This window comes from Hyphomicrobium sp. (assembly GCF_036262015.1).
Taxonomy (GTDB): domain Bacteria; phylum Pseudomonadota; class Alphaproteobacteria; order Rhizobiales; family Hyphomicrobiaceae; genus Hyphomicrobium_C.
Genome location: NZ_DATAJR010000001.1, coordinates 116,385 through 130,489 on the forward strand (window position 1 = coordinate 116,385; position 14,105 = coordinate 130,489).

General features: G+C 60.5%; 10 protein-coding genes. 7 read left to right on the forward strand and 3 right to left on the reverse strand.

What is annotated here, in order from left to right; all coding sequences use genetic code 11:
• Positions 1–339: 339 nt before the first annotated feature.
• Positions 340–1,458 (reverse strand): alpha/beta hydrolase family protein, encoded by a 1,119-nt coding sequence (locus tag VHO05_RS00595; protein WP_329644664.1) that lies wholly within the window; start codon positions 1,456–1,458, stop codon positions 340–342.
• Positions 1,459–1,673: 215 nt separating this feature from the next.
• Between VHO05_RS00595 and VHO05_RS00600 the strand changes: the two genes are divergently transcribed.
• From VHO05_RS00600 to VHO05_RS00630, 7 genes are all read left to right on the forward strand, one after another.
• Entirely contained in the window at positions 1,674–2,003 is a 330-nt protein-coding gene (locus VHO05_RS00600) for a hypothetical protein (RefSeq protein WP_329644665.1), read from the forward strand.
• Between the two features lie 335 nt (positions 2,004–2,338).
• A complete protein-coding gene (locus VHO05_RS00605; RefSeq protein WP_329644666.1) occupies positions 2,339–4,171 on the forward strand; it encodes a glycoside hydrolase family 15 protein in 1,833 nt (610 codons plus the stop codon).
• 75 nt (positions 4,172–4,246) lie between these two features.
• Entirely contained in the window at positions 4,247–5,764 is a 1,518-nt protein-coding gene (locus VHO05_RS00610; RefSeq protein ID WP_329644667.1) for an alpha,alpha-trehalose-phosphate synthase (UDP-forming), read from the forward strand.
• 55 nt (positions 5,765–5,819) lie between these two features.
• Complete coding sequence (locus VHO05_RS00615; protein WP_329644668.1) at positions 5,820–6,908, forward strand: carbohydrate kinase family protein; 1,089 nt, start codon at positions 5,820–5,822, stop codon at positions 6,906–6,908.
• Between the two features lie 97 nt (positions 6,909–7,005).
• On the forward strand, positions 7,006–7,818 hold the full coding sequence (gene otsB / locus VHO05_RS00620) for a trehalose-phosphatase (RefSeq protein ID WP_329644669.1): 813 nt from the start codon (positions 7,006–7,008) through the stop codon (positions 7,816–7,818).
• A gap of 288 nt (positions 7,819–8,106) precedes the next feature.
• Positions 8,107–8,943 carry a matrixin family metalloprotease gene (locus tag VHO05_RS00625; RefSeq protein WP_329644670.1) on the forward strand — a complete coding sequence of 279 codons (837 nt, stop codon included), beginning with the start codon at positions 8,107–8,109 and terminating at the stop codon, positions 8,941–8,943.
• Positions 8,944–9,049: 106 nt separating this feature from the next.
• Entirely contained in the window at positions 9,050–9,520 is a 471-nt protein-coding gene (locus tag VHO05_RS00630; RefSeq protein WP_329644671.1) for a PRC-barrel domain-containing protein, read from the forward strand.
• Here the strand turns inward: VHO05_RS00630 and VHO05_RS00635 are convergent.
• Together VHO05_RS00635 and VHO05_RS00640 are read right to left on the reverse strand one after the other, a co-directional pair.
• A complete protein-coding gene (locus tag VHO05_RS00635) occupies positions 9,517–10,659 on the reverse strand; it encodes a response regulator (protein ID WP_329644672.1) in 1,143 nt (380 codons plus the stop codon). The two genes, VHO05_RS00630 and VHO05_RS00635, sit on opposite strands and share 4 nt — an antisense overlap.
• A 21-nt stretch (positions 10,660–10,680) precedes the next feature.
• The coding region (locus VHO05_RS00640; protein ID WP_329644673.1) for a response regulator at positions 10,681–14,105 on the reverse strand (3,425 nt) is incomplete at its 5' end.

The following is a 14,105-nucleotide window of genomic DNA, read 5'->3' on the forward strand; positions in this document are numbered from 1 at the left end:
TTTTTGTGCGTTGCTCTCATGATTATCCGTGCGTTGCAGCGGGCGTTTGCCTGCCTGGCGGTCAAACGTCCAATAGGAGTTGTTGGTTCCTCACGATCCCGAGAGGAACGGCGGCGCACGCATCTCCTCAAATGGGCGCATACGGCAATAGGTTCGATTTGAAAGATGAAGTCGCGAAACAACAGACGCTTGCAGCCCCGCGCGAACGTGACGATGCACGAACGCGAGTTTGGTTTACTCGGCAGGAGAGATCACGAACGGATAACTATGATCAAGCTATTGAGCACAGCATCAGCAGGCACCCAGCGCCCGCCGATGGCATTTTGCATTCGATGCAAACTAGCGGCCTGCAGCCTCGCGCGTTTCGCCGTCCGACGCTGTGACGGTGTCGGTCTCTGCCGAGCTATCCGGGGTTGCCTCGACAGGCGTCACATCGGGCATCGCGATTGGAGCCGGCGGAGGTTCGTTCAAAGCTGCGACGGGCGCTTCGCCCCGGCGGGTGAGGAAACGCTCCATGGCCGTTCCCCAGATGTCCCAGCCCGCGCGATCATCGGCGATCGTGTGACCATCCGAACCGTAAGGCGGGAACACGTGAAGTTCGGCATCACCTCCGCGCTCGTGCCAAGCCGACGCCATGGCGCGCGCGAGATCGGGCCGGAAATAGCTGTCGTTGCTCGCGTACAGCCACAAGGTCGGCAAGCGTGCTTTCGCGCCATAGGACCGAGCGGCATCGATCAAACGCTTTTCACCGCACACCGAGCCATCCACTTTTCCAAACGGATGCCCACCGCGCCCACCGGCGATGTTGATTACCGCGCGCACATTGCCCGGATTTTGGGACGCCAGCGCGAGCGACGCCCATCCACCGGACGAAATGCCAAGCACAATGGTTTCTCCCGGCGCAACGAAGGGCTGCTCAGACATGAAGGATACCGTGGATCCGATGTCATCTGCTGCGGCAAGTCCCGATTGATAGTGATCCGGATTGCTGCAGCTGCCAATTGCCTCCACCATCGGTCCACCGGTCGCGCCATGCCCGCGCCGCTGCGGAAGTACGACTGCGTATCCGCGCTCAACGAACCAGCGCGATAACCAGTAGTAGACTGGCATTGCAACCGCGAGGCGGGTTGCATCGGATGTCCCGTGGTTGATTACAACCAATGGATGCCGGGTAACGCCCTTTGTGCCAGGCGGATCGACGGGACGAAAAACTGTCGCGCGGAGCGGTGTCTCAGCGTCACCGCTCGGCAAGATCCAAAGCTGCTCGCGGAGCCGCGCTCCTTCTGGTCCGAACGCGCCGTACTTTTGCTGAGCGTCGACGGGGCCTGCCGTAGACGGCGCGGATACCAAGAGCAACGCTGCGCCAAATGCTACGGCTGATAGCGCCTTCATCGCGATCTCGCCCAGCTCCGAGAGGCGCTTTCGCGCTGCGCCCCGACCCCACCTGCTTCGGATCATGAAAGAGTGTCCCCCGTCCGTGCATCAGTTCTTTGGTGTGCGCCGCACTCCTGTCGTGTCTGGAGTTGCCCAAAACTGCCGACGCTCACCATGCGCCCCCTTCGACCCGGGCAGACGATGCGTCGTGCGGAACCCCCATCATTGCCAAGCGTTCTTTGCTCGGCAGGTCGCGTCTCAAGCCTTGCCCATCTGAAATGGAAAAGGGAGTAGAATCAATGAAAATGCTGTGCACTGCGAGCATAGCCGCTCTCCTTGTGACATTCGGAGCACCCGCCCTCGTTCAATCCGCTTCGGCAGCCAATCAGAAATTGTCGAAAGCCGACTGCCAAAGTCTGTGGGGCCGTGCAGATTCCGCAGGCTCGGGATCTCTCTCGAGCGCGCAAGCGCAGCCGTACGTAGCGAACTTCGCCAAGGTCGACAGCAACGCGGACGGCAAGCTTTCCAGCGCCGAATTCCTGGCCGGTTGCCAGAAAGGGCTCGTTCACGACTCTGCCAGCAGCGGCGCCAGCGAGGGCGCATCCGGAGCGGCGGGCAAGAAGTACTAGCAATAGCCCCGTTTTCACTGCGAGCCGCTCTATCTCGGCTCGCAGTAGCCTTATGTTCAATCTCGCGCCGAGGGATCGAAAGCCATACTAGTAGCCCTCATATATGTGCTTATGCTCTTCACAACCTTCGGCGTGCTCGTTTGGTTTGTGCGCAACGAAAGTGATTGATCTAGGGCAGTGAGCGTCGTTCAAACATTGTGGTCACTATGCCACACCCATGCCACCAAGCTTAATTCCAACTGCCTTGTCAGATCACACAATCCAACGGGCCTTGGGGGTGCATACCTTTGAATCTGCCGTTCCAATCTCAAGCCATGCTTCTCGAGCCGGTTCAAATGACCGCAGATCAGCGTCCTGCTCAACCGCTTGATTTCGCTGTCATCGGCAACGGACGTATCGCGGCGCTTCTCGATCGTTCCGCGCGCATTGTCTGGTGGTGTTTTCCGCGCTTCGACGGCGATCCGGTATTCTCTCGTCTGTTGTCCGGCGACGAAGAAAAGGGTTTCTGCGACGTTGTCCTCGAAGGTGCCGTTCGTACGCGCTCCGCCTACCTGCGCAATACGGCCATCATCGAAACCGTCATCGAGGACGATAGCGGCAACGGCGTGCGTCTCATCGACTTCGCGCCGCGATATCCGCGTTTCGAGCGCATGCTCCATCCGGCGCAGATCATTCGCCGTATCGAGCCGATCGGTTTGCCACGCATCAAAATTCGCGTTCGCCCGACATTCAACTTTGGTCAGCCGCGCCCGGCTCAGGTGGTCGGGTCCAATCACATTCGCTACAGCGGCGGCGATCTCACGCTCCGGCTGACCACGGACGCGCCCCTCTCCTACATCGTCCACGAGACGTCGTTCGCGTTGTCGCGGCCCGTCACCCTGGTCATGGGGCCGGACGAATCTCTCGAAGCGGCCGCCGATACCGTTTCGCGCGAAGCGTTCGAACGAACACGAGACTATTGGCTCAACTGGGTCCGCGGCCTCGCCGTTCCGCTGGACTGGCAATCGGACGTCATTCGCGCCGCCATCACTCTGCAGCTCTGCACCTTTGACGAAACGGGAGCGATCGTTGCGGCTCACACGACCTCCATCCCGGAGGCACCGCACAGCCAGCGCAACTGGGACTATCGCTATTGCTGGCTACGTGACGCCTATTTCGTGATCATGGCGCTGAACCGCTTGGGCGCGACCCAAACGATGGAAGCGTACCTCGACTACATCACGACGCTCGCAATCGAATCCAAGGGTGCTCTGCGGCCCGTGTACGGGATCGTGCACGATCAGCCGCTCGTCGAGAGCGTCGCCGAGCATCTCTCCGGCTTTCTCGGAATGGGACCCGTGCGCGTCGGCAACCAAGCCGCGGAGCAGCTTCAGCATGACTCCTGCGGCAGCGTGATCCTCGGCGTCTCGCAGATGTTTATAGACCAACGCCTGCCGCGCATGGGCGACGAGTCTCTGTACCGCAGGCTCGAAGTGCTGGGGCATCATGCGCTCAACGTCTTTCTCGAACCCGATGCCGGAATTTGGGAGTATCGCGGGCGTCAGCGCATTCATACCCATTCCGCGACCATGTGCTGGGTTTCGCTCGACCGCTTGGCTCGCATCGCGGCTCTCCTTGGCCTTGCCGGCGATGCGGAGACATGGCGTCACCACGCCGACAAAGTGCGCAAGGAAATTCTCACGCGGTCCTGGAGTAAAAAGCTCGGAGCGTTCGCCGGGGCACTGGATCATGACGAGCTCGATGCAAGCGTTCTTCTCTTGCCGGAGCTTGGCTTCCTTTCCGCCCGCGACCCGCGCTTCACGGCAACGCTCGACGTTATCGGCCGCGAGCTGGGCCGCAGCGGGTTCATGCTGCGCTATACCAATGACGATTTCGGCGCTCCGGAAACGTCATTCCTCGCCTGTCAGTTCTGGTACATCGATGCACTGACCGCGGCGGGGCGCGTGGAGGAAGCACGCGGTCTACTCAGCGACCTTCTTTCGCGGCGAAACGCGTTCGGCCTCCTATCCGAGGATATTCACCCTACGACCGGCCAGCTGTGGGGCAATCTCCCCCAAACCTATTCCATGGCCGGTATCGTCAATTCCTGCATGAACCTCTCGCGCAACTGGGTGGACGCTTGGCCGCGCGACCCGGGACCGGAACCCGGCGCGTCTTCAAGCGTTTGAACTTCGAGCCCAATTTGTCGAACCCCGCTTTCGATCCGGCTGGCGGGGCGTTCGCGCGCGGGCACGGAGGCAAGCTTGGGACGCATCATCGTTGTATCAAATCGCGTCATGGACCTTCGCAAGGCCGCGCAGGCTGGCGGCGTGGCTGTGGCGATCGCCGACCTGCTGCGAACACGACCCGGACTCTGGTTCGGCTGGAACGGAAAAGTTGTCGGCAACGGCGATATTCCCGATCAAGCCGATCTAAAGCATGTGAAAAGAGCGGGCAGGAGCGGACTTGCTACGCTGCCTCTGACGGAGGAGGAGCACCGCGATTACTATCTCGGCTACTCGAATTCCGTTCTCTGGCCGGTCTTTCACAATCGCCTCGACCTGGCGCAATTCGAAGCCGATTTTTACGCAGGTTACATTCGCGTCAACCAACGGTTTGCGCACGCGTTACGCGCACACATTCAGCCGGACGACCACATCTGGGTTCACGACTACCACCTCATTCCACTCGCCGCTGAGTTGAGGCGATCCGGCGTTACAAACCCGATCGGGTTTTATCTGCATATTCCTGTTCCGCCGTCGCAAACCTTCCTCGCTATTCCGGAACATCGGGAACTCGCGCGCGCGCTCGCCGCGTATGACCTGATCGGACTTCAAACGCGTGCCGACGTTGCAAACCTGATTCAGTTCTTCGAGGACAGCGTGTCCGGCCGCATCCTGCAAGATGGCCGCGTCGGTGTATTCGATCAGCGTCTGCGTATCGAGCGCTTCCCCGTCGGCATCGACGCGGACGATTTCGTCAAAGCCTCCCCTGTCGCACCGCTCGTGCAATCCAATGACGATGGCGCACAGCGGATCGTGGGTGTCGATCGATTGGATTACTCCAAGGGCCTCCCGCAGAAATTTCGCGCGTTTGGCCGGTTCCTCGAAAAGTATCCGCAGTACCGCCGCAACGTCGTGCTCTCGCAAATTGCGCCACCGACGCGCGAAAGCGTGGAAGCCTATACCGACATCCGCCAGACGCTCGAGGCACTCTCAGGCAAGATCAACGGCATGTTCGGCGAACTGGACTGGGTGCCTATCCACTATATCTATAGATCCACGCCGCGAGACCGATTGCGCGATATCTATCGCTCGTCCGGCATCGGCTTCTTCACACCTCTGCGCGATGGTATGAACCTCGTGTCCAAGGAATACGTGGCCTCGCAGGACCCGAACGATCCCGGCGTACCGATCCTGTCGCGCTTCGCAGGTGCCGCAGAGCAACTCGTCGATGCGCTCATCGTGAACCCCTACAATGTCGAGGAGATGGCCGACGCGATCAAAACCGCCCTTGAAATGGAGAAGCCGGAGCGGATCGAGCGGTATACGCGTCTGATGGAGGTCATTCGCGGATATGACACGGCGACGTGGTCACGATCGTTCCTTGCGCGGCTCGAGTCTGCGGCGGAGGAACGGGCGCGGGTGGTTGCACCTCTGACACCGTTGCGGTCGCCCTGCCCAAAGGCAGCTCACGCGGCCACTCCATCGCTCAGCTCTCGTCTCAACAAATTCAGCGGAAAGGTGAGCAGGGCTGCAAACTCCTTGAGCCGCAGCGAATGATCCTTGCTTCCCTCAGCCTCGCCACCGGAGCACGCGCAGGAGGACCTGCAGGGCCATGAAGGTGCTGACCATCGGCGGCGCGATGATCGACACCATCGCGATCATTGAAAGCGCCGCGATCGAGCGGATGTCTCTTCTCAATGCAGGCGCTTCGTTTCTGCTCCTCGAAGAGGGCCGGAAAACCGAAGCGCTGGAAGTCTCCACCCATTGCGGCGGCGGGGCGATCAACGCTGCCATTGCGTTCGCGCGGCTCGGCGCCGATTGCGCGGCTCTGATAAAGCTCGGCCACGATGCGAGAGCCGATCAGATCCTGGCGCGACTTGAGGAAGAAGGCGTCTCCTGCCGCTGGCTTGCACGTACTCCCGAGGCGCCCACCGGCGCTTCCGTGCATGTGTCATCCCACGATCGTAATGCTGCGGTGTTCACATTCCGCGGCGCCAATACTCTGCTCAAGCCCGACGATCTTCACGGCAAAGCGTTCCAAGCCGATCTTGTGTATGTCGCAAACCTCTCCAACGAGGCGGCGCATTGCTTTCCCGAAATCGTCGCCAAGGCGAAGGCGCAGAATGCACTGCTTGCCGTAAATCCCGGCATTCGTCAGCTTCATGAGCACGGCACAGCGTTTCAAGCGACGCTGCCCCAGCTCGATATCCTCTCTCTCAACCGGCGCGAAGCCGATGAAATCGTCTCGATGCTGGACCGCAAGGAGGCAGACAGCGAAATTCTCGATTTTCCGGAAGGCGCGCACATCCCGGCGCTGGCCACGCGTGGGTTGCGGTTCGAGAACCGCCGCTTCGGCATACGTGCCTTCTGCCGTGCGCTCCTCGCCCGCGGCGTCGGCACTGTCGTTTTGACGGATGGGCGCGATGGCGCATTTTCCGCAACGTCGGGCCGGATGATCTACTGTCCGGCGCATGAGGCGGATGTTCAAGGCACCGCGGGCGCAGGCGATGCATTCGCCTCGACGTTCTCCGCGTATCTCGCAGACCGGCGCAATCCGGACGTTGCGCTGCGCGCAGCATCCATCAATGCAGCCAGCGTTCTTGCATATGTCGATACCCAGACCGGCCTCATGCGGCGCAAAGATCTGGAGGGCTGTATGACGGAAAAACCGATATCAAATGTGATAAGCTGGGCGTTGTAAACGCTCCGTCCGGCCACACGTGCGTCACGTTTTGGCGCGATTGGGTGGTGAAGACAACAGACGCCCGCTCTAACGCCATCAGAGGTCCAACTCGCTGATGAAAGCCGAAGCTATCCGCCAGCCGCATCCTCCCCTCAGCGCCTGCACGTCCGCAATTCTTACAGACCCGCAAACATGCGCGCTGTTTCTCGATATGGACGGAACACTTCTGGATCTTGCGCCGACCCCGAAGAGCGTCCGGGTCCCCGATGGTCTAATCCCGCTGCTCCAGAAACTGACGCTCATTTTCGACGGCGCCATCGCGATCATTACCGGACGGATGATCTCGGAGGCTGATCAAATTCTTGCACCGTTGCGCCTCCCGGCATCCGGCGTTCACGGGGCGGAACTCCGTAAGTCACCAGATGGCGAAATCGAGCGCGTTTCGGCCGCGCTTCCCGACGATCTGGTTGTATCTCTGCGGAAACTCGCGCTTCAAATTCCAGGGGTCCTCGTCGAGCCCAAGGGTCCTGGCCTGGCCGTCCACTATCGTCTGGCCCCTCATGCGGAAGCGGAGATCCTTGCATCGCTCGATAGCTTTCTCGACAAGCATGCCGGCGCTTTCGAACTCATGCCGGGTAAACGCCTATTCGAGATCATTCCGTCCGGCCTTTCCAAAGGAACTGCCCTCGCGGCTCTGGCTGCGCTGCCCAAGTTCCGCAACCGCATGCCGATCATGATCGGCGACGATATTGGCGACGAGCCGGCTTTCGCTGTCGCTGAGGGAATGCATGGGTTTGCGCTTCGCGTCGCCGGTGAACAGTATCTGGATGAGGTCTCGGACTTCGCGGGGCCGCGCTCGGTGGTCAATTGGCTCGATCAGCTCGCGCGGCGGCTCGGGCCACCCGGGAACTTCCGCTCGCACCACTAGCGCCACGCACGCAATTCGACAGCTCCTAGAAAGAGCCCGCCCGATTTCTCAGGCAGACTCTACCTCCGGCCGCGCCTTCGTACCTTGAATTGTGACGGCGGTATCAGATGCTTAACGTGCTCCCAGATCCAAGGTTCCGAACATTGGCGCCTTTTGAAACGCGCGACGTCCATCGTCACGGTCGGGGATGTCGCGGCGCAGATCATTGACCTCCACTTTTGGGCGACCTAGAAAGCTGCATACGCAAGCAATCGCAGTGAAGGAACTTTCGCGGGGAGCACTGATCCGTTGAGGGGACTCATTCTAGCCGGTGGCGCTGCGCTGGCGGCCATGTTGGCTGGCACACATGTGCACGCCGACGACAAGACCGCTGCTCAGCAATCCGAATTCCGACTCCTTGAGCTCGGCGGTCGCAAGGTCCGCTGGGCATTGCCCGCGGGCGGCCTCCCGGCAACGATCAGCTACGCGTTTCTGACCGAGCCCGCACAGTTTCCCGGTGCGCGCAACTGCGATGCGATGCTTCCACCCGAGGCCGCACTTCGCGACTCTCGCATCAGCTTGCCAGCCTTCAAGCAGGAAGTGCGCGCGGCATTCTCAGTCTGGGAGCAGGCAGCAAACATTGTATTCAAGGAAACAAATTCGGTTGCGGACGCGGGAATCTTGATCGGCGCCGACGCCAAGCCCCGTGGACGGGCCTTCACGAACGTTGCGCTGCGCGAAGGGTCGGAGAGCGGTGTGGACGCGACACGTCACACTGCGGCCGCCATGGGCGCGATCCGACAATCTCTCATCTGTTTCAATCCGCAACAGCCTTGGAAAATCGGCTTCAACGGAGATCTCGACGTTTACGACGTGCGGTTCACGATGACGCATGAGATTGGACATGCCATCGGCCTCGATCATCCGAGCCCCGAAGGGCAGCTCATGAGTTTCCGCTATGTGGAGAAGGCGCGTGGCCTGCAGCCGGGCGACATTGCCGGTGCCGTCGCTCTCTATGGCGGTCGCGGAGTGGGCTCGGCCCCTCGGCCCGCCGATGTGCCATTCGTGAAAGCACAGACCGAAACCCCTGCGGGCGATCGCGCGTTCGGTCTCGGTGAGAAAATGCCCGACGAGACGCAGCGCTAGCACTTCGCTGGCAGTGCTCACGGCGCTCGCCCCGGAACCATCGGAACGCATCAACCGTTTCTAGCGCAGCAGCTCTTTACGTTGCGCCTGAGCGGAGATTACACACATGATGAGCAGAATTTCGCTGGGGTTGGCGGCTCTCCTGCTGACATGCGGCGGGACGCTCGCATTCGCCCAACCTATTCAATCCGATCAAACCGATCCTGCAATCAGCCCTCGCGCGACGCCGAGCGCTCCAACTGCTCTTCCTCCGATCCGCTTTCCCGGCGACGAAAAGACAACCAGCGACTGGCGCGCCAGCAAGCTGATCGGCACGACGATGACCAATATTCTCGACGAGTCCATCGGGAAGGTTGAGGATGTCGTCATTGACAGCGACGGCAAGGTCGTCGCGGTTCTTGTCGGTGTCGGAGGATTTCTCGGACTGGGAGAGACGACCGTCGCAATCGGTCTGCCTCATCTCGTGATCAGCCACGCAGATCTGGAACATCTCCAAGTGAAGACGTCGCTATCTCGCAAGGCGATTGAACAGGCAGCAAGCATGGATCCCGCGGAGGAGAAATCCGTAGCGCCTTAACTGACCATAGCTGCGTTTCTCGGGAACTTGAACGTATCAGCCGGATGCGATGCCACGACATCGAGCGGGACATTCAATGTGCACGCGAGTCCGTCGGTGGCAAACTCGATACTCGGATCGGACGTCATGGCGTTGGCCATCGTGCCGATCAGCGTCAGACCAAAACCCTTGCGAGTCGCAGGCACGACGGGCGGCCCGCCTGCCTCCTTCCACTTGAACCGAAGATAGGACATCCCCTCTTCGGCCTCGACGATATCCCACTTGATATTGATAAGGCCTTCGGCGTTGACGAGCGCGCCGTACTTGGCGGCATTCGTCGCAAGTTCGTGGACCACAAGTGCGAATGTCTGCACGGCAGATGCCGTCAGGAAGACCTCCGGCCCGCCTGAACGCACACGATCCGAAAAACCTGCAACTTCCGCGTTGACGATATGACCGAGATCGGCCCCGCGCCAGCAGGCCTCGGTCAACAGCTCGTGCGCGCGCGCAAGAGCATGCAGACGCCCGATCAGGATGCGGCGCGCCTCCGCAACGTCCCGGCTATCGCTCAACGTGCGAATGGCAATGGACTGCAGGACGGCAAGCAGGTTCTTCACACGATGCGTCAGCTCGCTGACCAGCAACGACAGCCGCTCCTCCGCGCGCTTGCGCTCGCTGACCTCGTTCTTCAGCGTCTCAGCGGTGCTTTCAAGCTCCGCTGTACGTTCCTCGACGCGCTTTTCGAGAAGCGCGTATGAACGCGCAAGCTCGGCACGCATGTGGTACAGGTCGACAAAGACCTTCACCTTTGCTCGCAGAATTTCCGGAACGACTGGAGAAAGGATGTAGTCCACCGCTCCGAGCGCGTATCCTTCGGCTGCCTGCGCATCGTCTGCAAACGCCGTTATGAAAATGATCGGCGTATGGCGCGATTTCTTGCGTTTCCTGATCAGAGCGGCTGTTTCGTGCCCGCACATATCAGGCATGTTCACGTCGAGGAGAATGACGGCGAAATCGCGCTCGAGCAGAAGCCGGAGCGCCTCGGCCCCGGACGTGACAGTCACGATGTTCTGACCCAGCTCTTCTAGGCTGGCGCGATACGCGACATGCTTCTCCTCCAGATCGTCCACGATCAGGATGTCAGCAGAAACGGACCTCATGGCGATAACCTCATCAAGGCCCTATCGATACAGCCACGACCGCATGACCGACAACAAACTGCCCGCATCAACCGGCTTGGCGAGATAGTCCCATGCACCGGCTTCGATGCAACGCTCGCGGTCGCCCTTGAGGGCTTTGGCCGTCACGGCGATAAATGGCAGCTCACGGCACGCTGGAATGGCCCTGGCTGCGCGAATGGTGGCGATGCCATCCATATCGGGCATCATAATGTCCATCAGCACGATATCGAACGATGTTTCCGTCTCCAATATCCTCAAAGCGTCGCGTCCACTGCTCGCCGAGCGGACGTCCATGCCATGATCTTCGAGGAGCGTTGCCAGAGCGAAGATATTGCGGGCATCGTCGTCGACGATCAGAACCCTCTTTCCGGACAGCGCGATGCCGGCGTCGTTTACACGCTCGAGCATCTCTACGTGTGGCGCGGGAAGCGTCAAAACCGGGGTGTGCAGCGCCGTCGAGATGCTATCCAAGAGACGTTCAGGCGATTGGATCGTGCGGACAACGAAGCCGTCGACGCGAGGCGCGGCGTCCATCCCTTCCGGTGACCAGATCAAGACGGGCAGTGGCGCTGTATTGCCCGATGGGGCCCGGTCGCGGATATTTTTCCCGCAAGCCAGAAGGTCGATCTCCAACCGGCTATCGATCACGATGCAGTCGAAGATATCCGTCTCGAAGGCCTTCACGGCCCGCGCGGCTTCGGAAATTTCCACCACTTCGATGGTTTCGCCGGACGACAGGGTGCGGACCATCTCCATGGCTGCGTCGTCGGACGACGTTGCTAGAAGAATGCGCCTCTCCTTACGGCCGATGCTGTCAAACAAGGCGGCTAGGCTTTCTTCCAATGCAGTCTTGGACGGAATTGGTTTCGCGATAAAATCCCAAGCCCCCGCATGATAGGCGCGATCGCGCGCGTCTTCCGTGGATACGACGCAGATCGGGATGTGACGAGTCGAGAGGTCGGACTTCAACCCTTCAATAACCCGCCAGCCATCAATGTCCGGCAATACAATGTCCAACGTGATGGCGGCGGGCTCGAGCTCGCGCGCCAGCGCCAAGGCCGATCGCCCACCGGATGCCACAACAGCCTTCATCCCTCTTTCACGCGCCGTTTCAAGGAGGACGCGTGCGAAGGCGAGATCGTTCTCGACAATGAGCGCGACCGCCTCACCAGCGGCAATTACATTTCGGTCGTCGTCTATTTCTATCTCCGGCGACCAGACGACATCGTCGCCTTCATTTGGCTCGATGACCGCCGGCCGCTCCTGGAGCAGCGCAAGATTTGCCGATTCTGCCGGCGAACCGGACGCGATGTCCGGGGCTGAGGTCATTTGCGCGGCGCGGCGCGGCGCGCGGAGCGGCACATAGTCGAGTGGCAGGAAGAGTGCGAAGCTCGATCCCTTACCGATCGACGACACGATCTTGATCTCGCCTGACAAGAGCCGCGACAGCTCGCGGCTGATGGCTAGCCCCAGCCCCGTGCCGCCATACTTGCGGCTCGTGGAACCGTCTGCCTGCTGGAAGGCCTCGAAGATAATGCTCTGCTTCTCGGACGAAATGCCGATGCCCGTATCGGTAACGTGGAAGGCGACGACGCCGGCCGCCTGATTGAGTGCATCGTTGTCGGGGTTCCACCCATCCTTTGCGAGATCGATGCGGAGAGAGACCCGTCCCTGGTGCGTGAACTTGAACGCGTTGGAAAGCAGGTTCTTGAGGATCTGCTGGAGGCGCTTCGAGTCGGTGACCATTGCAGATGGCAAGCGCGGATCGACACTGACCTCGAAATCCAAGCTCTTCTGTTCGGCGATGTGTCCGAACGTGCGATTGACGTAGTGGTAGAGATCCTCGAAACGGAGTGTTCCGACATCGACGGCAACGGTGCCGGATTCGATCTTCGCGAGATCCAGGATGTCGTTGATGAGCGTCAGGAGGTCCTTGCCCGACGCGTGAATGGTTTTCGAGAACTCGACTTGTCGCCCCGTGAGGTTGCCTTCCCGGTTCTGGCAGAGCTGATCGGACAGGATGAGCAAGCTGTTCAACGGCGTGCGCAGCTCATGGGACATGTTGGCCAGGAACTCGGACTTGTATTTCGAAGTTCGGGCGAGCTGGTCCGCCTTCTCTTCGAGCGCTTGGCGGGCCTGTTCCACTTCGGTGTTTTTGCGCTCGACCTCCTGGTTCTGATAGGCGAGCAGACGGGCCTTTTCCTGAAGCTCTTCGTTCGTGCTCTGCAGTTCGAGCTGCCGGCTCTGCAGCTCCTTGGCGAGAGACTGCGACTGCTCCAGCAGATCCTCCGTACGCATGTTGGCTTCGATCGTGTTGATCACGATGCCGATCGATTCCGTGAGCTGATCCAGGAAGTCGTGATGGACGGGATTGAAGCTATCCAATGACGCCAGCTCGAGAACGCCTTTGACGGCACCTTCGAACACGATCGGTAGAACCAAGATGTTGGCAGGCGAGGCTTCGGTGAGCCCCGTCGAAATCCGCAACGGCGTTGCGCTCGCATCGTGCAGGACGATGCGGCGCTTGTCGTGGGCGCACTGCCCCACGAGTCCTGCTCCGAGCTCAACCACCTTGCCGTGTGCGCTCTGGCCTTCGCCCGCGTAGCTGGCCAGCAATTTCAGGCGCGGAACTTCGGATAGGCTGTCCCACACGTACACTTCTGCCTGATGTGCACCGACGACGGGTGCCAACTCCGAAAGGATCATCTGGCCGACCGCCACGAGATCTTTCTGGCCTTGAAGCATGCGGCTGAACTTCGCCAAATTGGTTTTGAGCCAGTTCTGCTGGTTATTCTTCTGCGTCGTGTCGCGCAGGTTGGCGATCATTTCGTTGATCGTATCCTTCAACGCCGCGACTTCGCCTTCGGCGCCGACGCTGATCGATCGCGTAAGATCGCCCTTGGTCACGGCAGTTGCGACCTCGGCGATGGCGCGCACCTGTGTCGTAAGATTTGCCGCAAGCTGGTTGACGTTTTCAGTCAGACCCTTCCACGTACCGGCAGCGCCCGGCACCTTGGCCTGACCGCCGAGCTTGCCGTCGACGCCCACCTCGCGTGCCACTGTCGTCACCTGATCGGCGAACGTGGCCAGCGTTTCGGTCATGCTGTTGATCGTTTCGGCCAGAGAGGCGATCTCGCCCTTGGCTTCCACGGTCAACTTGTGTTTGAGGTCGCCGTCGGCAACGGCGGTCACGACGCGCGCGATGCCGCGCACCTGGGCCGTCAAGTTGCCGGCCATCGAGTTCACGGAATCGGTAAGATCCTTCCAGGTACCTGCGACGCCCGGCACGTCGGCCTGACCGCCGAGCTTGCCTTCGGTGCCCACCTCGCGCGCAACGCGCGTCACCTCGGCCGCAAACGAGCGCAGCTGATCCACCATCGTGTTGATGGTCGCCTTTAGCTCCAGAATTTCGCCCTTCACGTCGA